At 58.8% G+C, this 22,905-nt stretch carries 14 protein-coding genes; 5 read left to right on the top strand and 9 right to left on the bottom strand.

Annotated features, from left to right (window positions below):
* Positions 1–42: 42 nt before the first annotated feature.
* Entirely contained in the window at positions 43–729 is a 687-nt protein-coding gene (locus tag QEZ52_RS04525) for a rhomboid family intramembrane serine protease (protein WP_406648270.1), read from the bottom strand.
* An 88-nt stretch (positions 730–817) separates the two neighbouring features.
* Here QEZ52_RS04525 and trpS point away from each other — a divergent pair, with 88 nt between their 5' ends.
* Positions 818–1,846, top strand: coding sequence for a tryptophan--tRNA ligase (trpS, locus tag QEZ52_RS04520; protein WP_406648269.1), 1,029 nt, complete (start codon positions 818–820; stop codon positions 1,844–1,846).
* Between the two features lie 149 nt (positions 1,847–1,995).
* Here trpS and QEZ52_RS04515 read toward each other — a convergent pair whose 3' ends face one another.
* The 4 genes from QEZ52_RS04515 to QEZ52_RS04500 all read right to left on the bottom strand — a co-directional run bounded on the left by QEZ52_RS04515 (position 1,996) and on the right by QEZ52_RS04500 (position 7,856).
* Entirely contained in the window at positions 1,996–3,543 is a 1,548-nt protein-coding gene (locus tag QEZ52_RS04515) for a trimethylamine methyltransferase family protein (RefSeq protein ID WP_406648267.1), read from the bottom strand.
* A gap of 75 nt (positions 3,544–3,618) precedes the next feature.
* Positions 3,619–4,404: a carnitinyl-CoA dehydratase gene (locus tag QEZ52_RS04510; protein WP_406648266.1), complete on the bottom strand. Its 786-nt coding sequence runs from the start codon at positions 4,402–4,404 to the stop codon at positions 3,619–3,621.
* A 4-nt stretch (positions 4,405–4,408) separates the two neighbouring features.
* Entirely contained in the window at positions 4,409–6,439 is a 2,031-nt protein-coding gene (locus QEZ52_RS04505) for an acetate--CoA ligase family protein (RefSeq protein ID WP_406648265.1), read from the bottom strand.
* A gap of 253 nt (positions 6,440–6,692) precedes the next feature.
* Positions 6,693–7,856 (bottom strand): acyl-CoA dehydrogenase family protein, encoded by a 1,164-nt coding sequence (locus tag QEZ52_RS04500; protein WP_406648264.1) that lies wholly within the window; start codon positions 7,854–7,856, stop codon positions 6,693–6,695.
* Positions 7,857–8,125: 269 nt separating this feature from the next.
* Here QEZ52_RS04500 and QEZ52_RS04495 point away from each other — a divergent pair, with 269 nt between their 5' ends.
* Positions 8,126–8,536, top strand: coding sequence for a peptidoglycan-binding protein (locus QEZ52_RS04495; protein WP_406648263.1), 411 nt, complete (start codon positions 8,126–8,128; stop codon positions 8,534–8,536).
* 85 nt (positions 8,537–8,621) lie between these two features.
* Positions 8,622–14,393 (top strand): pre-peptidase C-terminal domain-containing protein, encoded by a 5,772-nt coding sequence (locus tag QEZ52_RS04490; RefSeq protein WP_406648262.1) that lies wholly within the window; start codon positions 8,622–8,624, stop codon positions 14,391–14,393.
* 291 nt (positions 14,394–14,684) lie between these two features.
* Here QEZ52_RS04490 and QEZ52_RS04485 read toward each other — a convergent pair whose 3' ends face one another.
* The 3 genes from QEZ52_RS04485 to QEZ52_RS04475 form a co-directional block, all read right to left on the bottom strand.
* Entirely contained in the window at positions 14,685–15,779 is a 1,095-nt protein-coding gene (locus tag QEZ52_RS04485) for a DUF1513 domain-containing protein (RefSeq protein ID WP_406648261.1), read from the bottom strand.
* Between the two features lies 1 nt (position 15,780).
* Positions 15,781–16,803, bottom strand: coding sequence for an imelysin family protein (locus QEZ52_RS04480; protein ID WP_406648260.1), 1,023 nt, complete (start codon positions 16,801–16,803; stop codon positions 15,781–15,783).
* 126 nt (positions 16,804–16,929) lie between these two features.
* Positions 16,930–18,201 (bottom strand): imelysin family protein, encoded by a 1,272-nt coding sequence (locus QEZ52_RS04475; protein ID WP_406648259.1) that lies wholly within the window; start codon positions 18,199–18,201, stop codon positions 16,930–16,932.
* A 495-nt stretch (positions 18,202–18,696) separates the two neighbouring features.
* Between QEZ52_RS04475 and QEZ52_RS04470 the strand changes: the two genes are divergently transcribed.
* Positions 18,697–20,946 carry a molybdopterin guanine dinucleotide-containing S/N-oxide reductase gene (locus QEZ52_RS04470; protein ID WP_406648258.1) on the top strand — a complete coding sequence of 750 codons (2,250 nt, stop codon included), beginning with the start codon at positions 18,697–18,699 and terminating at the stop codon, positions 20,944–20,946.
* Positions 20,947–21,155: 209 nt separating this feature from the next.
* On the opposite strand, the gene QEZ52_RS04465 is transcribed toward QEZ52_RS04470, so the two are convergent.
* Positions 21,156–21,935, bottom strand: a complete 780-nt coding sequence (locus tag QEZ52_RS04465; RefSeq protein WP_406648256.1) for a DUF1013 domain-containing protein — start codon at positions 21,933–21,935, stop codon at positions 21,156–21,158.
* 142 nt (positions 21,936–22,077) lie between these two features.
* Here QEZ52_RS04465 and QEZ52_RS04460 point away from each other — a divergent pair, with 142 nt between their 5' ends.
* On the top strand, positions 22,078–22,722 hold the full coding sequence (locus QEZ52_RS04460) for a ribonuclease T2 family protein (RefSeq protein ID WP_406648255.1): 645 nt from the start codon (positions 22,078–22,080) through the stop codon (positions 22,720–22,722).
* Positions 22,723–22,905: the final 183 nt, after the last annotated feature.

Genomic DNA, 22,905 nt, shown 5'->3' with positions numbered 1-22,905 from the left:
GCGACAAAGGGGCGGGAGCCCCCCGTCGGGCAAAACTCTGGGTCAATCGTGACGAATACGATCACGAATGCGCACCCAGCCCCCCGGCGCGACAAAGAAGCTCAACCCGAAACCGGTGGCAAACCCGCACAGGTCGGCCACCCAATCCTTCTGCCCGCCAAACAACAGGCCGAACACCAACTGAATTCCCATCAGAAACGCAATCAAGGTAAAGGCCCGGCTCTGCTGTGCCCCCACCAGCGCCAGGGATCGCCACAAAATAAAGGTGAACCCGCCAATCAACCCGTAGACTGCCGGAAACCCGCCGATCAGTGGAACAGGTCCACCAACCAACAGCCCATAGCCCAAGGCCCCCCCAATGCCGGAAACGACAAAGAGCAGCACCATCGCCAGATCGCCCATCACTTCACCGACCATCTTGCCCATGGCCAGCACAAACACACAGACAAATAGCGCCTGGGTAAACGCCCCATGGACAAAGATGTAGCTGATAAACCGCAGCAAATGCTCCGGTGGCCAGCGCCCGGTCTCCCACATCCAGGACAAAATCTCACTGGAAAACGCATAGGATTGCACCGCATCCAAACGCCACCCGATCGCTCCCGGGCCTCCGACAATGCCGCGGGCGCCCAGCGAAAACGCAGCTTCTACCCCCATGATGATCAACACCAACGCCACCACAGCGGGCGGCAATGGGTTCACGGGGGCTGTATTCTCGGTGTCGCTCATGGGGATTGCCTCTTCAGCGCCTGTTGACGATAGCTCAAGCCATGGGTAAGCGACTGTGGTCGATATTTCCAGACGGGAGTTTTCCAGTATGAGCGAATCCAGCTTCACCCCGCGCGTGTTTTCCGGGATCCAGCCTTCGGGCAACCTGCACCTGGGCAACTACCTGGGCGCGCTCAAGCGGTTCGTGGACTGGCAAGCCAAGGACATGGAGACCATCTATTGCATGGTGGATCTGCATGCGATCACGGTCTGGCAGGACCCCAAGGATCTGCAAAAGTCCACCCGTGAACTCTGTGCCGGCTTTATCGCCGCCGGTCTGGACCCCGAGAAATCCATCCTGATCAACCAGTCCCAGGTGCCGGAACACGCTCAGCTGGCCTGGATCTTCAATTGCGTCGCCCGCATGGGCTGGATGCAGCGGATGACCCAGTGGAAGGACAAGGCCGGCAAGAACCAGCAGAACGCTTCGCTGGGCCTGTTTGCTTATCCGGCGCTGATGGCGGCCGACATTCTGGTCTATCACGCCACCCACGTGCCGGTGGGCGAGGATCAGAAACAGCACCTCGAACTGACCCGCGACATCGCGATCAAATTCAACCATGACTACGGCGTGGATTTCTTTCCGGAAACCCAGCCGGTCATCGAAGGGGCCGCCACCCGCGTCATGTCCCTGCGTGACGGGTCGAAAAAGATGTCGAAATCGGATGCATCTGATGCCAGCCGCATCAACATGACCGACGACGCTGACACCATTGCCAAGAAAATCCGCAAGGCCAAGACCGACCCCGATGGGCTACCGTCAGAGGCCAAAGGCCTGGAAGAGCGTCCCGAGGCGCGCAATCTGGTCAATATCTACGCCGCCCTGATGGAACATAGCGTTGATCAGGTTCTGGCGGATGTGGGTGGCAAACAATTTTCGGAATTCAAACCGATGCTCGCCGAACTCGCGGTGGAAAAGTTGGCTCCGATCTCGACAGAAATGTCCCGCCTGATGGACGATCATACCGAAATCGACCGTATCCTGACCCGCGGCTCGCAACGCGCCCGCGCAATTACCGCGCCGATCCTGCGCCAGACGTACGATATCGTCGGAATGGTGCCCCCGGTCACGGTGTAAGCGTCCACGCCCCCGGCGCGCGGATCCTAAATCACGCGCCGCGCCAAATGTATGCGCTAAAAGCGGGGGCCTGGCCCCCCGTTTCATCTCGCAATAACTCCAGATTGAATTGGTCAAAAAGGCCAAGAGGGGCAGCGCCCTGATCGCTCTCAGCCTCTGTTGGTCAGCACAGGAGGCAATCGGATATCAAACCGCTGCCGCAGCGACGCATCTGTCAGGGTCGGAATATGCGCCGGATAATGGGTCTCCAGAATCTCCCTCGCCCGGCTTCGGGCAACGTCGCGGATGTTTCGACCACCGTCCGCAATCCAGTCCTCGGGGCTGCGTCGATCAGAAATCTGCGGGTACAGGAAATCGCTTTGCATCCTGCGATAGGTCTCCGACTGACCCAGAAAATGCCCCTCCTCCCGCGCCACGTCCGCAATCGTATCCAACGCAAGTGTCTGCGCATCCACCTGTGGTTTGTTCAGGGTGCGCATGATTGCCCCCAGCATGTCATTGTCGGCCACATAGGCCTCGTATGAACAGGCCATCAGCCCACCCAGCATACCCGCCGCCTGCGTGATCAGGTTCGCCCCGGTCTGTGCCGCCAGCGTCACCGCCAGTGACTTTTCCGAACCGGATTGGGCATCGACAACCTTGCTGTCAGTCGCCCCTGCAATGGTTGAATTGGGCAAACCATAGTGGCGCGCCATCTGAACCGCCGCCGCTGTCAAAAGAGCCTGTTCGCCACTGCCCCCGGCCATGCCGCCTGTCCGCAGATCCGTGATCATGGGACGTGGCCCAAAGACGATACACGCCTGCGGGTTGGCGGCCCAGGCCACGATCATCCCGGCCAGCGTCTCTGCCATTGTCTGGGCCACACAGCCCGCAATCGTCACCGGGCTGGAGGCCCCCATTTGCCCAAATGTATTGACATGAAACGGAATTCCCAACTGCGCGGCCTGGAGTAGAACGGCGCAGGCCTCGCTCGAGAACCGCAAAGGTGGAACCACATGATTGATGTTCAACGACAGAAACGGGCGGGCCTCAAAGGTTCTGCGTGATCCGGCGATGATCCAGCACATTTCGGCAATGTCGCGCACGGCCTGCGGCGTTGCTGCGCTGACCATCACATGTTTCGATGTGCCCACTAGGCAGGCGTAGGCAGTGTTGATGTCCAGCGCATATTCGTCGGGCATATCCCGCGCCACCATCGATCGGCTGAAAAACCGGATATGGTCGAGCTGATCGACCAGACGCGCCGCATCATACAGATCCTCCAGGGTCGATGGACGATAATCCCCGGTCTCCAGATCCACGACCATCGGCGCGGCACCGCCAGAACCCGCGTAGACCCGTGTTCCTGTCAGCGCCAGATCATGCCCAGCCATTTGTCCAAACAGGGTGACATCTCGGCGAACCCCACCAAGCGCGCGATCTACCAGATCAGGCGGAAAGACCAATCGTCCATCTGTCCCGATTGCCCCTCCAACCGAACAGATCAGAGACGCAACATCGGCTGGAGCCTCCGCCATACCGATCTCCAACAGGATATGTCGCACGGCATGGTCAATGGCCGCAACATCCCGGTCAGTCAGTGGCGACAGGCCGCCTCCTGAAACGGACGCGACCACAGCACGTGCATCGTCAACGCCTGGGCCCTGTGCCCGCCGCCCTCTGCGGCCACGCCGCGTTGTCCCAGATGACGTGTTCACGCCGCACCTCCGGTGATCTACCGAAGATGAGCTTGCCGCAAAGCTGTCAGTCGGGCAATCCGGGAAATCCGCAGCTTAGCGGCCCTTCCAGACCGGGTCGCGTTTCTCGGCAAATGCCTTGGCCCCTTCCAGATTGTCCTCGGAGCCATAGAGAACATCGACGCTGCGCAATTGACGCTGTGTGATACGGTTCATGGCATCCTGGAATTTGGCGTCTTCAGCGTCGCGCACGATTTCCTTGATCGCCGCATAGACCAGCGGCGGACCCGAGGCCAGCAGACGCGCCTGTTCCCAGGCCCGATCCATCAGCTGATCGCCTGGAACCACTTCGTTCACGATACCCCAATGTTTGGCTTCGGGCGCATCAAACCAACGGCCGGTCAGCAACAGCTCCATCGCAACGTGATAGGGGATGCGTTTGGGCAGCTTGACGCTGGCCGCATCCGCAATGGTACCGGACCGGATTTCCGGCAGGGCAAAGGACGCGTGATCGGCGGCTATGATGATATCAGCCGAAATCATCAGCTCCAACCCGCCGCCACAGGCAATCCCGTTCACGGCCGCAATCACCGGCTTGTTCATGTCCCGCAACTCTTGCAGGCCACCAAAACCGCCGACACCATAATCACCATCCACCGCGTCACCATCGGCTGCCGCCTTGAGATCCCAACCGGGACAAAAGAACTTCTCTCCCCCACCTGTGAGGATCGCGACCCGCAGCTCTGGGTCATCGCGGAACTCGCGAAAGACTTCGCCCAGCACACGGCTGGTGGCCAGATCAATGGCGTTGGCTTTGGGTCGGTCCAGCGTCACCTCTAGAATTGCGCCCTCACGGCGCGTTTTCACTGGGCTGTCGGTCATGATTTCAATCCTTCCGTCGCATCAGGGCATCCGCTGCCACCGCATCGGTTGGCGTACACAGCAGCGGGTTGATTTCAATTTCTTCCAATCCTTGCGCATTTGCCAGCACATAGGCCTCGACCGCCCGGATCGCGCGCAAAATGGCAGGCCTGTCCGCCGCCGGAGCCCCGCGGTATCCGTCAAGAAGCCTGGACATGCGCAGACTGTTCAGGGCTGTGTCGATGTCCAGATCCGACGCGGGCAACAGGAACGACGCGCTGTCGTCCATCAGTTCGGTAAGGGTGCCACCCGCCGCCAACGTCATCACAAACCCATGCGCGGGGTCCTTGACCACGCCAATCAACACTTCGGCCACTGCGCCCGTCACCATCTCTTCGATCAGAAAGCTGTCGGCAGGCATCGCATCAGCGGCGTCACGCACCGCCTGTCCTGACATCAGGTTCAAGGCAACGGCCCCGGCTTCGGTTTTGTGCGCGACCCCTTCGCCCTTGAGCACAACCGGGAAACCGATGTCTGCCGCCGCCGCGCGTGCAGCACCAGGAGACGTCACACGCCGAAAGTTCGGAGTGCGCAGCCCATGCCAGGCCAGACGCTTCTTTGCTTCGGCTTCAGGGATCAGATCGGGATCAATCGTTGGGGTCGGCAGCAACAGCGGTTCGGGATTGGGAGGGGGCTGTTGGCTTGCCACGGCACAGGCAGAGATCGCCTCGGTCAAGCCAGAAAAAGGCACAACGCCGGCGCCGATCAACCGGTCTGCCACCGCTTCGGGCATCAATTCAGGCAGGCTGGCGACCATTGCCAGATTGCCGCCTGTGTCCTGCCGGGTCCGAATCGCCGACTGAATGGTACATTCCCAATCATCGGGATCGCACCTGTCTGCGCGCGGGAAATCGACGATCAACATGGTCATGGCCAATTGCGGATCGACCATGGCCGAAAAGGCCCGGGTCATCGCATCCGTGTCGCGCCAGATATAGGTATGATAATCCAGCGGGTTCGCCAGGGCCACCATCGGTCCCAATGCCGCCCGCAAATCCGTCTTCTGCCGATCATTCAGCGCCGGAAATTCGACGTCTCGCATATGCCCGGTGTCCGCGGCCAGGCTGGCCTCGCCCCCAGAACAGCTGATCGTGGCAATGCGGTGCGACGGCAAACGGCCCACCACATGCAACAGCTTCAACGTTTCCAGAAACGTCGGTAAGTCATCCACTCGCGGGATCCCGAGACGCGCGAGCAGGGCCTCGGCCCCCGCATCCCCCCCCGCGAGTGAAGCGGTATGGGAGACCGTTGCGGCCCGAGCTTCGGCCGAGCGGCCAACTTTGAGCGCCACGATGGATTTGCCCAGCTCCCGCGCCCGCACGGCCAGTGCCTCGAACGCACGCAGGTCACCAAAGCCCTCGATGTGCAGACCCAGCGCCGTCACCCTGTCATCTGCCAACAACGCCTCGCCGATCGCAGCCATCCCGGATTGCGCCTGATTTCCCGCCGTGACCACATAGGCCACCGGCAAGCCACGGCTTTGCATGGTCAGGTTAATGGCAATATTCGAGCTTTGCGTGACCAGCGCGACACCTTTGTCGGTACGATGCCCGCCGTGCTGATCCGGCCAAAGCAGCGCCCCGTCCAGGTAATTCACAAACCCATAGCAGTTTGGCCCCAGGATGGGCATATCACCGGCCGCAGTCAGCAACTGTTGCTGCAGGTCTGCGCCTTCGGCGTCTTCGGCTTGAGCTTCCAGGAATCCCGAAGCGAAACACACCGCCCCCCCGGCTCCTCGCTCAGACAGCAGGCGAACCGCCTCGACAGTGACAAAGCGGTTCACTCCAATAAAGGAGGCATCCGGTGCAGCGGGCAAGTCTTCGATGTGGGCATAAACCGGCAGGCCAGCCATTTCCTCGGCCTTGGGATGAACAGGCCAGATATCGCCCTGAAACCCCATCTTGCGGCATTGCTCGATCACCAGACGGCACCAGGCACCGCCACCGATGACGGCGATGGTTTCGGGCCGGAACAGTCGAGACAGGTCATGCGTCATTTTAAAACCTCCGCAAAGCCGAATGCAGGGATACCTCAGACGGGGATATTTTTGACCAGTAGAGGTAAGATGTTCTTGACCAAGATCGGCCACGATGTGTGGGCGGAACGGGTGGGGATGCCGATGGCTGCACCAGGAACGGGCCTTTGGTTGCAGTTTGAAACTCCGGGGGCTGGATCTGACCATCCCCCTTCTTTGAGTTCCAAAATTCCCCACCGAAGGCGTCGCGCCCTGACGCGGCTATGACCCCCATTCATCCACCCAGCGGCCGCAACAATTCGCGACTGATGATGTGGCGCTGGATCTCGCTGGTGCCTTCCCAGATCCGTTCCACCCGTGCATCACGCCAGATCCGCTCCAATGGCAATTCGTCCATCAATCCCATACCGCCGTGGATCTGAATGGCTTCGTCCGCGACAAATGCCAGCATCTCGGTCGCCTTGAGTTTCGCCATCGACATATCAGATTCGGTGACCGTGCCCTGATCGAACTTCCAACCCGCGTCCCATGTCAGCAGGTTGGCGGCCTTCAGTTCCAGAGCCATGTCGGCGAGTTTGAAGGAGACGCCCTGGAATTTGCCGATCTGTTGACCAAATTGCTTGCGCTCGGCGGAATATTCGACCGCGTGCTGCAAGGCGCGCTCGGCCCGCCCCAGACAGGTCGCCGCCACCTGCAGGCGCGTAGCGCCAAGCCAGGTGTTCGCCACGTCGAACCCTTTGTGCACTTCGCCCAGCATCTGCGATCTCGGGATCCGGCAGTCGTCAAATTCCAACACCGCGTTGGTGTAACCGCGATGGCTGACATTCTGATACCCATCGCGCACCGAGAATCCAGGCGTACCTTTGTCGACAAAAAACGCGGTGATCAGCTTCTTCTTTCCGCGCGGGGTGTCCTCTTCGCCGGTCGCCATGAACACGATCGAGAAATCGGCAATATCGGCGTGACTGATGAAATGTTTGGTGCCGTTCAGGATGAAATCATCGCCGTCCTGGCGCGCCGTGGCCGTCATGCCGCGCAAATCCGATCCGGCACCCGGCTCGGTCATGGCCAGACAATCCCATTTTTCGCCCTTCATACAGGGGTACAGGTATTTTTCTTTCTGCTCGTCCGTACCGGCCATCAGAATATTCGATGGGCGCGCCACCGCGGTCCAATGCAGCGCATAGTTCGCGCGGCCCAGTTCCTTTTCATACATCAGCCAGCTGAGCGTATCGAGCCCGGCCCCCCCGACGTCCTCTGGCATGTTGGCAGCATACAGGCCCGCCTCCATGGCCTTGGCCTGAATCTCGCGCACAACATCCATGTCCAGATGCCCTGTCCGCTCGATTTCAGCTTCATGCGGATACAGCTCTTTTTCGACAAAGCTGCGCGTGGTGGAGATGATCATCTCCTGTTCTTCAGTCAAACCAAAATGCATGGGCGTCGGCTCCGGTGTTGGCGTTTTACAACCGATACTAATCCGATCACCAAATATCATGCACGTTCAGACGATTTCATGCAGAGTTGGTGAATTTCTTCTGCTGCATTGCAGCGATGCCGGGACAGGGCCTCGTGGCCCCGCTTTAGCCCAGGCCACCTATGCGCGGCTGACACCCTTGGAAAAACTAGAATGATCTGGATCAAAGCGGCAATTACATATTATAACAATATTGGAATATGAAAGCGCCCTTTGAAAAGGAGCAGCGCGTGATCAACTGGATTTCGGCAATCAGTCTTTCGATAAGCTGCACTCATTTGCCGCCCGATCATTTGGTCACGCCACGTCCCTCCGTTCACAGTTTTTGTCAATCTGGGTGGTTTCAACCAACCGACACTGCAAAATCGAACAATCTGGTGCCCGCCATGAGCAAAGCACAAAACCAAACAACCCAAGCAAAGCGCCAAGAGCGCGATCTGAAACTGGAAGAAAACACCCGCGCAGGCATTGAACAAACGCTTGCTGGGCTTGGGCTTCGTGTTGGCACGGTGGATGGGCAGTTCGATCAAGACACGCGAAACGCCATTCGGGCATTTCAGGAGGATTCGATGTTTCCTGTAACCGGATACATAGATGATGTTACCTTTGGTCGACTGCTGGCAATTGGCATCATTCATTGAACGAAAGCCTTTTGGCGAATTGGGCTTGCAAGGTTGGAATACACGCGCCCCACAGGGCATCTGAATATCAAGGGAGAAGAATATTATGCCTGACGACTTTCCTGCATCAATTGCGACATCTGGGTCCGTTTCCATTGGCGGAACCGCTCCCGGGAACATCGAAACCTCGGGTGACCAGGATTGGTTCTCTGCCAACCTGGTGGGTGGACGTACATATCAGATCGAACTGAACGGTTCGGGATTGTCCGGTACGCTCAGTGATCCCTATTTTCGAGGCATATACAATTCATCGGGTAGCCTGCTGCCCGGAACAACCAATGATGACGGTGGACCTGGACTGAACAGCCTGCTTGAATTCACCGCCCCCAGCAGCGGACAGTATTTCCTGTCAGCCGGCGGTTTTGGAAATTCGATCGGCACCTACAATCTGTCCTTGACCGATTTGGGAAGCCTCGATGATTTCAGCGACAATACCGGAACCACAGGAACAGTGACTGTCGGCGGTACGGCGACGGGTCAAATCGACGAAGTTGGTGACCTGGACTGGTTCGCCGTCGAATTGGAGGCTGGGCGCAGCGTCCGGATCGAGGTGCGCGGCGCGCCGACCGACAATGGCACTCTGTCTGATCCGTATCTGCGTGGTGTTCATTCGCAAACGGGCGAGCTGTTGCCGTCAACGACAAATGATGACGGTGGCGATGGCCTGAACAGCCTGTTGGAATTCACCGCGACAGAAACCGGAACATACTATGTGTCCGCCGGTGCTTTTGGCGGCAACATAGGCACTTACACGGTTCTGGTCGAAGACATCGGGTCGCTAGATGACCACCCGGCGACGCCCGAAACAACCGCCATTATCCCCATTGGCGGAACAGCAGTGGGCACGATCGAAGACGGCGGTGATCAGGATTGGTTTGCGGTCGAAATGGTTGCAGGCCGGGATTACCGCGTGGAAGTACGGGGGACGCCGACCGATGATGGATCTTTGCCAGATCCCTATTTGCGGGGCATTCATGACTCCAGCGGCGCGCTGCTACCGGGATCAACCAATGACGACGGTGGCGATGGCCTCAACAGCAGCCTGACCTTCACCGCGACGGAGACTGGCACATTCTTTGTCTCAGCAGGTGCGTTTGGGGGAAATACCGGAAGCTACACGGTGTCGGTAGACGATTTGGGCAGCCTCGACGACTATTCCGACTCCGCCGCTTCGGCAGGTGCAGTCGCAGTTGATGGAACGGCGACAGGAAACATCGAAGATGCCAATGATACGGACTGGTTCTCCGTTGATCTGGCAGCCGGCCAAGAATACCGCATCGAGGTGCGCGGCGCACCGACCAGCGACGGGACTCTTAGCGACCCGTATCTACGCGGTGTTTATGATGCGTCCGAAACCCTCATTCCGTCCTCGGCGAACGATGACGGAGGAGAAAACCTCAACAGTCTTCTGGAATTCACCGCCCCATCGGCAGGTACCTATTACATTGCTGCGGGCGCGTTCGGCAGCAACACGGGCACATATACAGTTGAAGTGACAAACTTGGGGTCCACCGACGACTTTGGCGACACAACTGGTACTGCCGGGGCGGCCGTGGTCGGAGGAAGCGTGACCGGGGTGATCGAAGAAGGTTCGGACACCGATTGGTTCGCGGTCGATCTTCAGGCAGGTCGGGAATACGTCATTGATCTTCAGGGCAATCCAACGGGAGACGGCACACTGCCTGACCCGTTCCTGCGCGGGATCCATACGTCCGACGGATCGCTGATCCCATCGACCAGCAATGATGACAGCGGCAGCGGCCTGAACAGTCAGGTCACTTTTGTTCCGGACAGCGATGGGACGTATTTCATTGCCGCCGGTGCCTTTGGGTCGGCAACCGGAACCTATTCGCTCTCCGTCGCCGACAATGGCAGCGCCGATGACTTCGGCTCTGACGCTGGATCGGCCGGGACAATTCCGGATACCGGTGTGACCCATGGCGTCATAGAAGAATCCGGCGACACCGATTGGTTTGTCGCGGATATGGTGGCGGGGCATACCTATCGGATCGCCCTGGAAGGGGCATATTCGGGCGGAGGGACCTTGGGGGATCCGCTGCTGGATGGGATATTTGACGCATCCGGCGTCAAGCTGCCGGGCACCAGCAATGATGACGGCGGCAGCGGCCTCGACAGCTTGTTGGAATTCACCCCTGACACAACCGGCCAGTTCTTTATTGCCGCTTCTGCGTTTGGCACGAGCACGGGCAGTTATCGGCTCCAGGTCGAAGATCTGGGGGCATCCGACGATTTCGCGGATAACACCGGGACAACAGGTTCGGTCGCGGTCAATGGCTCCGTGACGGGCGCAATCGAAGACTCGGGCGATCATGATTGGTTCTCGGTCACACTGGAAGCCGGGCGCGAGTACCGCTTTGATCTGGAAGGTGCGCCGACGGATATGGGCACATTGTCCGATACCCTTCTGTATGGGCTGCGTGACAGTGCTGGCAACCTGATCGGCGGGACCGCCAATGACGATGGCGGGATCGGCCTGAACAGCCAACTGGACTTTACACCGACCGCTGCGGGCACATATTTTATTGATGTCGGTGCGTTCTCCAGCAACGAAGGCACCTATTCCCTGTCCGTGACCGCGGATACATCGCCACTGGATGATTTCGCCAGCACTACTGGCACAACCGGCGCGGTCTCGGTCGGTGGATCTTCGACCGGGAATATCGAAACTGACGGTGACGTCGATTGGTTTGCAGTGAACCTGGTGTCCGGCCGCCTCTACCAATTCGACCTCGAAGGTAGCCCAACCGGTGGCGGCACATTGTCGGATACATACATCCGTGGATTGCATGACAACGCCGGCACCCTGATCGGAGGGACCACCAATGACGATGGTGGAACCGGCCTGAACAGCAGTCTGACGTTCACGGCGACCAGCAGCGGAACCTTTTTCGTCGCCGCCGGCGGGTTCGGGAACAACACGGGCACCTACAAAGTGTCCGTCTCGCAAGAGGGCACGACCGACGACTATGCACAAACTGCTGGTGGCAGCGGTGCTCTGCCGATCGGTGGATCGACGACCGGCAACATTGAAACCGCAGGTGACGCAGATTGGTTCGCGGTCAGCCTGGTTGCCGGAAACACATACCAAATCTCTCTCGAAGGCGCTGCAACCTCGGGCGGGACATTGGCCGATCCCCTGATCCAAGGCATCTATGACGGTACGGGTGCCCTGATCGGCGGAACCAGCAATGATGACGGAGGCACCGGCCGTAACAGCCTCACAGAATTCACACCGACCGCTTCCGGAACCTACTATGTCTCTGCTGCGTCCTTTGGAAACGGCACCGGCACATACAAAGTGTCGCTGGCCCAGACCAGCACCGGGACACCCGGAGATGACTTTGGTCAAACCACGACATCCGCTGGCACTGTCTCGCCGGGCGGAACTGCGAACGGGTCGATTGAAACGGTAGGGGACCAGGACTGGTTCGGCATGAACCTGACGGCTGGTCGCACCTATGTTGTTGACCTGGAAGGCACCGCGACAGGCGGCGGCACGCTGACCGATCCCTATATCCGGGGTCTGTACGATGCATCCGGTGCCACGATCCCGGGCGTGTTCAACGATGATGGCGGGACGGGACAAAACGCCCGGATCGAATTCACGCCGACCACGTCGGGCACCTACTATGTCGAAGCTGGGGCCTATAGCGGAACCGGTACATACAAGGTGTCCGTCGCGGAAACGACAGTTGCGCCGCCCACCTCCGGCTTTGAAATCACCATCGACTATTCCGGAGACAGCACCTATCGGTCCTATTTTGAGAATGCCGCTGCAGTTTGGGAGGACGTCATCACCGGCGATTTGCCGGATGTGGCAAGCGCGCGCTATGGCCTGATTGACGACTTGCGGATTGATGCCTCGGTTGTTGAAATTGACGGCCCCGGTCGAATCCTGGGTCAGGCAGGCCCGCGCGACGTCCGCTCCGGATCAAGCCTGCCTTTCAACGGCATGATGCAATTCGACTCGGCCGATCTTGCTGGCATGGTTTCCAAAGGAATTCTCCAGGATGTGATCGAGCACGAAATGGGGCATGTGCTGGGTCTTGGCACACTCTGGTCCACGTTGGGGCTCAAGTCCGGGTTCAATTACACTGGGGCAAACGCAATACGCGAATACAGCACGCTTCTGGGCACGTCAGCCACCTCGGTTCCGCTGGAGACCACGGGCGGACCAGGTACCGCAGGCGGTCACTGGGCCGAAAACATCTTTCGGACGGAACTGATGACCGGCTATGCCGAGAACAGCCCGCCGATGCCGCTGAGCCGGTTGACCATCGGCTCGCTCGAGGACATGGGGTATGCGGTCAACTATAACGCCGCAGAGCCGTATACGTTGCCGTCTACGGGCGCATTGGTATCCGGCCCTGGTGTTGATAGCGGTGCCGGCGCAGCAGCACCGACAATGATGGTTGCATCAGCGATTGCTACAGACGGGTTCGCAGGGCACAGCTTCATCAATTTCCAAGACAAGTTCCTGTCCATCACGGCGACCCCGGATCCGGTCAAATTGAACGGGCCAGTTTCCAGCGCTGATGAAACCACGGTCTTGTTCTTTGAAAACGGCACCGGCAACGACCATCTGGTCGAGTTGACCGGCACCTTTGACAAAAATGATCCGGCCAATGCCGGAGATGTCAAAGGCACCGTCTCCGAAATCGCCTTTTTCAGTGATGGCATGCTGGTCGCCCGGCATATTTTGGCCACACCCGCAGACGTGACCGGAGTTCTGGATGCCTGGCGCAGCTTTGATCTTTCCGGGAACAACCTCTTGGAAAACAGATCTGCAACGGCGCAGAATGATGTGCTGAATGGTCTGGGTGGCGATGACTTTATCATTGGCGGGTTGGGTGACGATACGCTTGATGGCGGGACCGGAAACGACACGGTTGGTATTGACGTTGCTTCAGGTGATGCAACCGTTTCGCTCAGCGACGGCGTCTTCACCATCGTATCGACCCAAGGCACAGATCAAGCCACCGGTTTTGAGCAATTCCAGTTCAGCGACCGCATACTGACTCTTGCGGAAATGACCGCGCTGGCTGGTGGCGGAGATCTGACACTGACGGGCACACCCAATCCGGATGTGCTGGTTGGAGAAGATGGCAATGACACGCTGCTTGGGCTTGGCGACAACGACCGGCTGTTGGGCAACGCGGGCAATGACCGGCTCGATGGTGGGCCTGGCGCAGATACGCTGAATGGTGGCACCGGCGATGACATCATCATCGGCGGCCCCGGAGACGATGATCTGCGCGATGTGGTTTATGCCGGCGACGGCAATGACAACATCGACGCAGGCGCGGGCAATGATCTGGTGTTCGGCCAGGGCGGCAATGACACGATCGCCGGAGGTGCGGGCGTGGATGAACTGCAGGGTCAGGATGGCAATGACGTCATAACCGGTTCGAACTTCAGCGACCTGGTATTCGGCGGGGCCGGAAATGATTTCGTCAACGGCGGCTTTGGCCATGACCGCATCAACGGCGGATCCGGCGCGGACAAGTTCTTTCACGTCGGTGTCGAAGGTCACGGGTCGGACTGGGTGCAGGATTATCTGTCCACCGAAGGCGACGTCCTTTTGTGGGGTGGCGCACCTGCCACGGCCAGCGACTTCCAGGTCAACCTTGCCCATACCGCCAATGACGCTGGGGAACGGTCGGGCGATGACGCGGTCCAAGAAGCCTTTGTCATCTACAAACCCACCGAACAGATCATGTGGGCCCTGGTTGACGGCGGCGGTCAAAGTTCGATCAACATCCAGATCGGCGGCGCGGTGTTCGACCTGCTGGCCTGAGCAAGCGAGACCTGACCAATTGGACGAGATGTTGGGAAAACCCTGTCTCGTCCAGGCGGCAACCTAGGGGCAGAACCCGTGCGCCGCAGCACGTTTGTTCATGCGTCTGGGTATTGAGAAAGGTGCAGGACCATGAATTCGCGGCACATGCCCGGTCGCGGTCCTGTCGGATTGCCAGCGCCCTTGTCTGGCACGGCGGGGTGTTATGGCTGATCTTTGACCGTCACCATTGGGTTGTCGAACAACGCCAGGTTCCCTCTGGCGCGCCTTTTCTTTCCCAAACGCGAAACATCATACGGGCACTGGGACCAAATGGTTGTCCCATTGACAGTCATGGGTTGCCACAACGGTCAGCGTCTTTGCACCCGCCCCCGCACGGCCGATGTCGCCTGTCCCCGACGTATACCGAAACCCGTTTGGGGCACTGCTCAGCCCACAGACATCATGGATCCTGTGTGCGCCCGCCAGTGCGCCGCTCGTGACATTGAAAACATGCAGGACCCCGCCGCGTGGCGAGGTAAAGCCCACCAGATCGCCACCTTCGGAAAATGCGATACTCCCGGCGTATCCCTTGGTCCGGCGCTGTTCAGGCATCGGTGCCTCAAACAGGCGCAGTGCCAAGCCACCCAGACGGTGGTGCACTGCCAACACCGGCGGCGATTCACCTCCCTCCCCCTGCCATTGCAACGCAAAGCCGACCAACCCGTCTGCGCGCACGGCAAGATGGCGGATCGAGTTCCTGTGCAACGCCGGGGCCAATTCCAGCTGATCCAACACCACTCCATCCAGCGAAAGATAGGTCAGGTTGGGCCGCATCAGCGGCAAGTTCAACTTGGCACGCCCCATATCGGGATGGGTTTCGATCCCGCCATTGGCCACCACCATGACGTCCCCTTCCGACATCACGCAGATGTCATGCGGCCCGACCCCGGCAGAGGGGTATTCTCCGATCCGTCCGTACCCTTTCGTCACATCCCACAGGCTGATCACACCTTGACCAGCCTCAAAGTCATTCTCGGTGGTGAACAACACCCGCCCGTCGGTGGAAAAGCTGCCGTGACCGTAAAAATGCCGTCCTCCTGGGGTTTCTAGCCGGGCAATCTCGCGCCCGGTTCGGCAATCCAGCACGATGGCAAAGGTTCCCGGCCGACGGGCAAAGGCAACGGCTTCTGGTCGGACGGGATGTGCCGCGGCAGCATGGCCACGGTCGGGCAACCGCACACGAAACACCCGATTTCCCGCGGCGTCCAATCCGGCCAATTCAAACCCGCCGTCCGGGCGGCGCGCAGCCGCCAGATAGTTGGGATTGCCAGCCTCGGCCCAGGATGGCACTGGACACAGTCCTGTCGCCATCATTCCGATCATGAACGCACGGCGCGATGTCAAATCAATCTCCATCCAGAGAGTTGAACCCCGCCGCAACGCCCAGCGCCGGACCCAATCGGGTTGTTACAACCACGCGAACATCGTCTATGCGCTGCTTCAGGGATTCGACCCGAAACCGTCCCTGTGGATCCGCAACCGACGCGAATATCGGATCATTCAACCGCTCAGCAGCCAAAATCGCCGCAGCGAAACCTTGACCCAGATCCAGAGCCAACGCCGGATCCTCAGCCGCCAAAAGCCCCGCCAGATTGCGCAGGGCCTGCAAAGCAACGACAACATTTTGCAGCGACCGTCCTGATCTCCAGTTTTCGGCCCGTTTGGGACGGGGGCGATCAAAGCTGCCCAGCGGGCGACCCAGCCGCATGTCAGAGGTTATCTGCAGGCCGGTATCCAGTGCCTTGAACAGTTCCTGCAACGAGTCTTCGGTTGTCTCGTACCGTCCCTGCCCCATTCCGGGTTCCAGCAAAGTCCGCGCAAATTCCAATTCCCAACCCTGTTGAATGGACGTGGCGTTTTGTTGAACGTCGTGGGCGATGGCGCGGATCAGGTCACAACGGTACTCGGGTGTGCCGGTCTGACTGAGCTGTTCATCATACAGCAGATACTCCAGCGCATAGAGCCCCCGCCCGGCAACCGAAAGGGTGGCAAACTTCTGCGGGTCTGTCACGATCGGGTCCTCAGCGCCCAGCAATTTGGCCAAGACCTTTGGGGTGAACCCTTTGGTGTCAGGCCAAAAGGCGATGGCAAACGCGCGATCATCAATTTCACTGGGGCCAAATCGCAAATGGCTGACCGAGATCCAGGCGTCCGCTGCGTGATGATAGGCGGCTTTGATCCCGTCAGGCTTTGCCGAACAGCCCGTGTCCGTGGCGCGCATCAGATCATTGGCACGGTCCCTCAGTGTGGAAAACCCGGGCAGTACGTGCTGTTCAACAACGTTACGCACGGTTTCTTCTGGTTCAGCGGCGCACAACCCAACAGGTAGCAACACGATCAGGGCCGCAGTTTTGAGAAATTCACGCATCAGGCACCTTTGGGACGTTCAACCTTGAAAAGGACAGATAGCCGGCTCTGGTTTTCAGGGCATTGAAACCGGCACCAAATGAGCAAGTCCCCCGGCACAAAACCGGGGGATTGATCGCTCAGCTGTCTACTGGAACACAGCCGACGGGTTATCAAGGCTGTCCGACCCTTCGACCGCGATCTGGTTCAGCCCAAGGGCTGTCACCGCACGTTCAATTGACCGGGTCTGATCGGTCAACCCGTTGACCCCACCCATGATCAACGCCTCTCCCCCGGCATTGCCGCGTTCCAGCATCTGGTCATATGCAAAGCCGGATTCGGCGGCTGTCTTGATCCGGGCCAGGGCCTGCATCGTATCCGACAGTTTGGTTTTCAATTCGGCGTCCGCATCCGCGTCCGCCAAAGCCACCAAATCACTGACCGCAGGACCGGACACCAGGGTTCCGTCCACCCGGACATATTCGCCCAGATACACATTCTGAATCCCCAGGCCGTCGTAATAGTGGCTGTTGTGCGTGTTGTCCGAGAAGCAGTCATGTTCTTCTTCCGGATCGTTCAGCATCAGCCCGAGCCGCATCCGCTCACCTGCCTGCTCGCCATAGGACAGCGACCCCATGCCGGTCAGGATCGCAACAATCCCGGCGTCCGGTGTCTGGGTCAGATGCGTGCGTGCCGCCCCCCCCTGAGCCCATTGTTCGGCCATCCAGTTCAGATCCGACACCAACAGATCAGTTGCAGCCATCAGGTAATCGGCACGGCGGTCGCAATTCCCGCCCGTACAGTCATCACCAGCGGCAAAATCCGTCCAGGGACGATCCCCTGCGCCCGGAGCATGGCCATTGTTGTCCTGCCCCCACAAAAGAAATTCGATGGCATGATAGCCCGTGGCGACATTGGCCTCGACACCATCCGCTTCGTGCAGGGTTGTTGCCAACAGCTCTGGCGTGATCACGGATGCATCAATCTCTGTTCCCGATAGGCTGAAGCGCGGGTTGGCAATCACGTTCAGCACAGCCAGTTGATTGTCATCTGTCGGGCCGCCATAGGCGTCTGCGACATAATCAATCAACCCTTCGTCCAGCGGCCAGGCGTTTACCTTGCCCTCCCACTCGTCGACAATCGGATTGCCAAACCGGAACGCTTCGGTCTGTTGATACGGCACCCGTGCCGCAATCCAGGCGGACCGCGCAGCGGCCAGATTGATCCCATTCGGCTGATCGACCAGCGCCGCAATGGCCCGGCGCAAATTGTCCACAGTGATTGCGCTGTCGGCATATCCGGCCTGCGCAATATCGGCATAGTTTTCCAGAACAGCCACCTTGGTGATCTCTTCAGCCAGGGCCGCGTGCCCCGCCATCGAAAGAGGTATTACGCAGCTTGCCAAAAGGGCGCGTTTCATTTCAGATCTTTCCTTTCAATTCTCGTCCATTGCCGCGTCTGCGGCGTGATACAGATCACTCAGAGGGGGTTTCGAGCCGATCAAACAGCCATTCAAAATTAAGCCCACAAGCAGTTTCCACAGTGGACATCAGCTCTCGAAGGATCGCGTTTCTTGGGTCCGGAAGAGGCGGCGCGTCCCGCTCTACCCGATAAATTGGCGTTCCCAACTGCATGTCTCCGCTCCGTTTCAAGGTCAGGGCTTCCCCATTTTGCAGTCGGGGTGGCTAGGTAATGCGCATTAACTGAGTGAATCTGTCAGGATTGTCAATCCACTTTTTGTCCCGCGGTTTTTCGCGTCTACTGAGACATCCGACAGGCCACCGCATCACGGTCGAACCAACCGCACACATCCCGCCCGCCGACCATTTGCCCGCGCAGGTCTTGTCGAAATGGACACGAACCCGCTATCGAAGGCGGGCGGGACCGCCATGAAGACCCAGCCGAGGATCGACAAATGACCGACATTACCGACCTTCCCCTGACCAGCTTTCACTGGGGCTGTTACCGGGTCGAGACCCAAGATGGAGAAGTAACGGCGCTGCATCCGTTTGAAGAGGATCCAGATCCGTCACCTATTGGTCAGGGGTATGTCGGCGTTCTCAACGGACCAGACCGGATCACGGCCCCGATGGTACGCAAAAGTTGGCTGGATGGCGGCCCGGGAACAGCCGGCGATTTGCGTGGCAGGGATGGTTTTGTCGAGATCAGTTGGGAAGAAGCCGAGCAACTGGTTGCCGCCGAGTTGACCAGAGTCACCAAAACCCACGGCAATGAAAGCATTTTCGCAGGCTCATATGGCTGGGCAAGCGCCGGGAGGTTTCACCATGCACAGGGTCATCTCAAACGTTTTCTGAATGTGCTGGGCGGATTCACCAAATCAGTGAACACTTACAGTCTCGCCGCGGGGGAAGTGATCCTGCCCCATGTGTTGGGTGGGGCCGAATTCATCTATGACGCAACCAGTTGGCAGTCGATCATCGAAAATTGTGACCTGATGGTCGCCTTTGGCGGCTTGCCCGTTAAAAATGCCATGATCGGCCAAGGCGGGCTGGGTGCCCATCGCACCGGCCCTGCCCTGTTGGAAGCCAAGGCGGCAGGTGTCGAATTCGTCAATGTGTCGCCCTTGCGATCCGATGTCATGGAAACCTTGGGGGCCGACTGGTTGGCACCGCGACCATCTACCGATGCCGCGCTGATGATCGGGCTGGCTCATGTGTTGCTGGGCGAAGGTTTGATCGATCGGGCATTCTTGGATCGCTACACTGTCGGCTTTGATCACTTTGCCGCGTATCTGACCGGCGAAACCGACGGAATACCAAAGACCGCCGATTGGGCCTCGGACATCTGTGGCCTTCCCGCCGAAACGATCCGGGATCTTGCCCGGCGCATGGCCCAGGGGCGCACGATGATCTCTTTGGCCTGGGCGCTGACCCGTCAGGATCATGGCGAGCAGAACTTTTGGCTGGGAACGGTTCTGGCCGCCATGCTCGGCCAAATCGGGTTGCCGGGCGGTGGTGTCGGGTTTGGATATGGCGCGGTCAACACCGTAGGTTTAGAAAGACCCTCCCCCCGTTTTCAGGCGCTGCCACAGGGACGAAACAAGGTTAAAACCTTTATTCCCGTCGCCCGGATCACTGACATGCTGGAAAACCCCGGTGGATATTTTGACTACAACGGAAAACGCTACAACTTTCCTGACACCAGATTGATCTGGTGGGCGGGTGGAAACCCCTTTCATCATCATCAGGACCTGAACCGTCTGCGCCGCGCCTGGGCCCGCCCTGAGACTGTGATTGTCAATGACTGGTGCTGGAACAGCCTGGCCCAACATGCCGATATCGTGCTGCCCTGTACCACGCCACTGGAACGAAACGACATCACGCTGTCACCCCGTGACCCTTATGTGTTGATGATGGAAAAGGTCGTGGACCCGGCCGGCCAAGCCCGCGACGACTATGATATCTTCAGGGGAATTGCCCGGCACCTGGGTATAGAAAGCGCCTATTCCCAAGATCGAGACACAGACAGTTGGATTCGGTGGCTGTACGAAAAATCCAGACAATCAGCGACCCGAGCCGATATCGAATTGCCGCCGTTTGACACGTTGCGCCAGACAGGGTGGCACAAGATGCCAGTGCCACAAGCCCCCCATGTCATGCTGTCAAAATTCCGGGCAGATCCCGAATTGCACCCCCTGCGAACACCCAGCGGCAAAATCGAAATAGTCTCGGAGAAGATTGCCAGTTTTGGTTACGCAGATTGCCCTGGACATCCGACCTGGATGGACCCGTTGGAATGGTTGGGTGCCGCGCAAAGCGATCAACTCCACCTGATTTCGAACCAACCCAAAAACAAATTGCATAGCCAGCTTGATCACGGCCCACTTTCTCAGGCGGACCGTGTCGCCCACCACGAGCCAGCAATGATCCATCCATCTGACGCAGCCGACCGGGGCATTCAAGACGGCGATGTTATCCGGGTCTTCAATGATCGTGGTGCGTGCCTGTGCGGTGCGATCCTGTCAGATGCAATCCGTCCCGGCGTGGTTCAGGTGAGCACCGGTGCGTGGTATCGCCCGGATGAGGAGACCAACCTGTGCCGAAACGGCAACCCAAATGTGCTGTGCGCGGACAAGGGAACGTCCAAATTGGGTCAGGGACCCACGGCGCATTCCTGTCTGGTGCGCATTGAACGTCTTGAGTAATCGGAGTTGAGGGGCGGCTTCACCACGCCCCGCGACCGGTCGCTGCCAGGCCCTGGGTGTCAACGTTTCAGCGACACCTTGGTTCTGGTCCCAAAGCTTCGCGGGGCAGAGCGAAGAGCGCCGTTCGAACAAAAAAGGCCGCAATACAAACATTGCGGCCTCGGTTGGAAATAGCCCATACACTCAGGGCAAAATCGCTTGGAACGCGATCAGAACCGTGGGTCGATTCCGTTGCCTTCCTCTTCGTCTTCGTCGTCGTCGCCGGCAGGAAGGTTGAAGAAGCTGTCCGCGTCCAGAATCGGTTCGTGGCTGGGCTGATCGTCATCCTGCGCACCACCGCCCAACGAGAAGGTTTCCAGACCTTCGATCGCTGTCGGGATCTTGGGTTCGGCGGGCATGTCCAGTGACTGCTCCGTACTCACCAGCTTGCGGCGTTCATCGTCGCTCATCACACCACCTTCGGCCGCCTTCTTGGCAGCGGCCTTTTGGACGGCGGCGTCCAGCTCGGATTGTTTGCACAGCCCCAATGCAACCGGGTCGATCGGCTGCATGTTGGAAATGTTCCAGTGGGTGCGTTCGCGAATCGACTGAATGGTCGGCTTGGTCGTGCCAACCAGTTTGGCGATTTGCCCGTCAGCCAGTTCCGGGTGGAATTTGACCAGCCACAAGATCGAATTCGGACGGTCCTGCCGTTTGCTGAGCGGGGTATAACGCGGGCCGCGGCGCTTTTCTTCACCAGCCGCAGCCGCATTGAACTTCAGCTTGAGCTTGTGCAGGGGGCTGCTCTGCGCAGCGTCGATTTCATCCTGGGTCAATTGGTTGTTCGCAACCGGATCAAAGCCTTTTACACCAACAGCAACTTCGCCATCAGCAATGCCTTGAATCTCCAGCTCGTGCATCCCCACGAAATCGGCGATCTGCTTGAAGCTGATCGTGGTATTGTCCACCAGCCACACGGCGGTCGCCTTGGCCATCAACGGTTTTGCCATGCGCTCATCTCCTTAATACACATCATCCCGAACACATCTTTCCTGTCGCCTGAAACAGGCTGCCCCGGCTTGGGGTCTGGATTCCGTTGTCGGGGAACTTCCCGCCTATATAGTAGGCCCGAGCAAATAAGGAAAGAGGCGAATGCACAGGTTGTTTATAACGGTTCTAGCAGTCTGGGCGGGCCTGACCCTGCCGGCAAATGCACAGGAAGAAAAGCCCGGAGATTTTGATTACTACGTTCTGGCGCTCAGCTGGTCGCCCAATTGGTGTGCAACAGACGGGGACCAAAGGAATGCGGACCAATGCCATCCACGCCACGATTACGGATGGATCCTGCACGGGTTGTGGCCGCAATATCATCGTGGCTGGCCCAGCTATTGCCGCAGCAACGAACCCGCCCCATCGCGGCGCATGACCGCAGAAATGGTTGACATCATGGGCTCCTCTGGACTGGCCTGGCATCAGTGGAAAAAGCACGGAACCTGTTCAGGGCTGTCGGCCGAGAGCTATTTCAACCTGTCGCGACACGCCTATGGCCTGGTGAAACGCCCCCCCATATTCCGCAAGCTCACCCAGCCGGTGTCCCTACCAGTTCAAGTCGTTGAAGAAGCGTTCCTGAAGGCCAATCCGGAAATGGAGAAGGACATGGTGACCGTGACCTGCAAAGACAATTTCATTCAAGAAGTTCGCATTTGCTTGACCCGAGATTTGATACCGGCTCCCTGCGGGCGTGATGCCATTCGCGATTGCAGATCAGGAAACGCTCGGTTCGATCCCGTGCGCTGACCCTGTTCACGAACATTCCCCCCCAAAAAAAGCCGACGCCTCTCAAACGCGGGACAGCATCCAACGCGCCAGAAAATTACGTAATTTTCTGGCAAATTTTCTTAAGCTAAGAAAATTCCTCCGCCCTTTGGACGGCGTCGCGAAACAGTGAAAGTCAAATCCCCCAAATTCTGTTATAGTAAT

This window comes from Aliisedimentitalea scapharcae, assembly GCF_045277565.1.
GTDB classification, from domain to species: Bacteria; Pseudomonadota; Alphaproteobacteria; order Rhodobacterales; family Rhodobacteraceae; genus Aliisedimentitalea; species Aliisedimentitalea scapharcae.
Note: the sequence above shows the minus strand (reverse complement) of the source record. Positions and strands in the feature narration are given on the sequence as shown.

What these genes read in the sequence shown, in the direction of transcription:
- QEZ52_RS04480 (WP_406648260.1), bottom strand. Translation starts at nt 16,803, where the DNA reads ATGCGTGAATTTCTCAAAACTGCGGCCCTGATCGTGTTGCTACCTGTT.
- QEZ52_RS04505 (WP_406648265.1), bottom strand. Translation starts at nt 6,439, where the DNA reads ATGACGCATGACCTGTCTCGACTGTTCCGGCCCGAAACCATCGCCGTC.
- QEZ52_RS04465 (WP_406648256.1), bottom strand. Translation starts at nt 21,935, where the DNA reads ATGGCAAAACCGTTGATGGCCAAGGCGACCGCCGTGTGGCTGGTGGAC.
- trpS (WP_406648269.1), top strand. Translation starts at nt 818, where the DNA reads ATGAGCGAATCCAGCTTCACCCCGCGCGTGTTTTCCGGGATCCAGCCT.
- QEZ52_RS04475 (WP_406648259.1), bottom strand. Translation starts at nt 18,201, where the DNA reads ATGAAACGCGCCCTTTTGGCAAGCTGCGTAATACCTCTTTCGATGGCG.
- QEZ52_RS04510 (WP_406648266.1), bottom strand. Translation starts at nt 4,404, where the DNA reads ATGACCGACAGCCCAGTGAAAACGCGCCGTGAGGGCGCAATTCTAGAG.
- QEZ52_RS04460 (WP_406648255.1), top strand. Translation starts at nt 22,078, where the DNA reads ATGCACAGGTTGTTTATAACGGTTCTAGCAGTCTGGGCGGGCCTGACC.
- QEZ52_RS04470 (WP_406648258.1), top strand. Translation starts at nt 18,697, where the DNA reads ATGACCGACATTACCGACCTTCCCCTGACCAGCTTTCACTGGGGCTGT.
- QEZ52_RS04500 (WP_406648264.1), bottom strand. Translation starts at nt 7,856, where the DNA reads ATGCATTTTGGTTTGACTGAAGAACAGGAGATGATCATCTCCACCACG.
- QEZ52_RS04525 (WP_406648270.1), bottom strand. Translation starts at nt 729, where the DNA reads ATGAGCGACACCGAGAATACAGCCCCCGTGAACCCATTGCCGCCCGCT.
- QEZ52_RS04490 (WP_406648262.1), top strand. Translation starts at nt 8,622, where the DNA reads ATGCCTGACGACTTTCCTGCATCAATTGCGACATCTGGGTCCGTTTCC.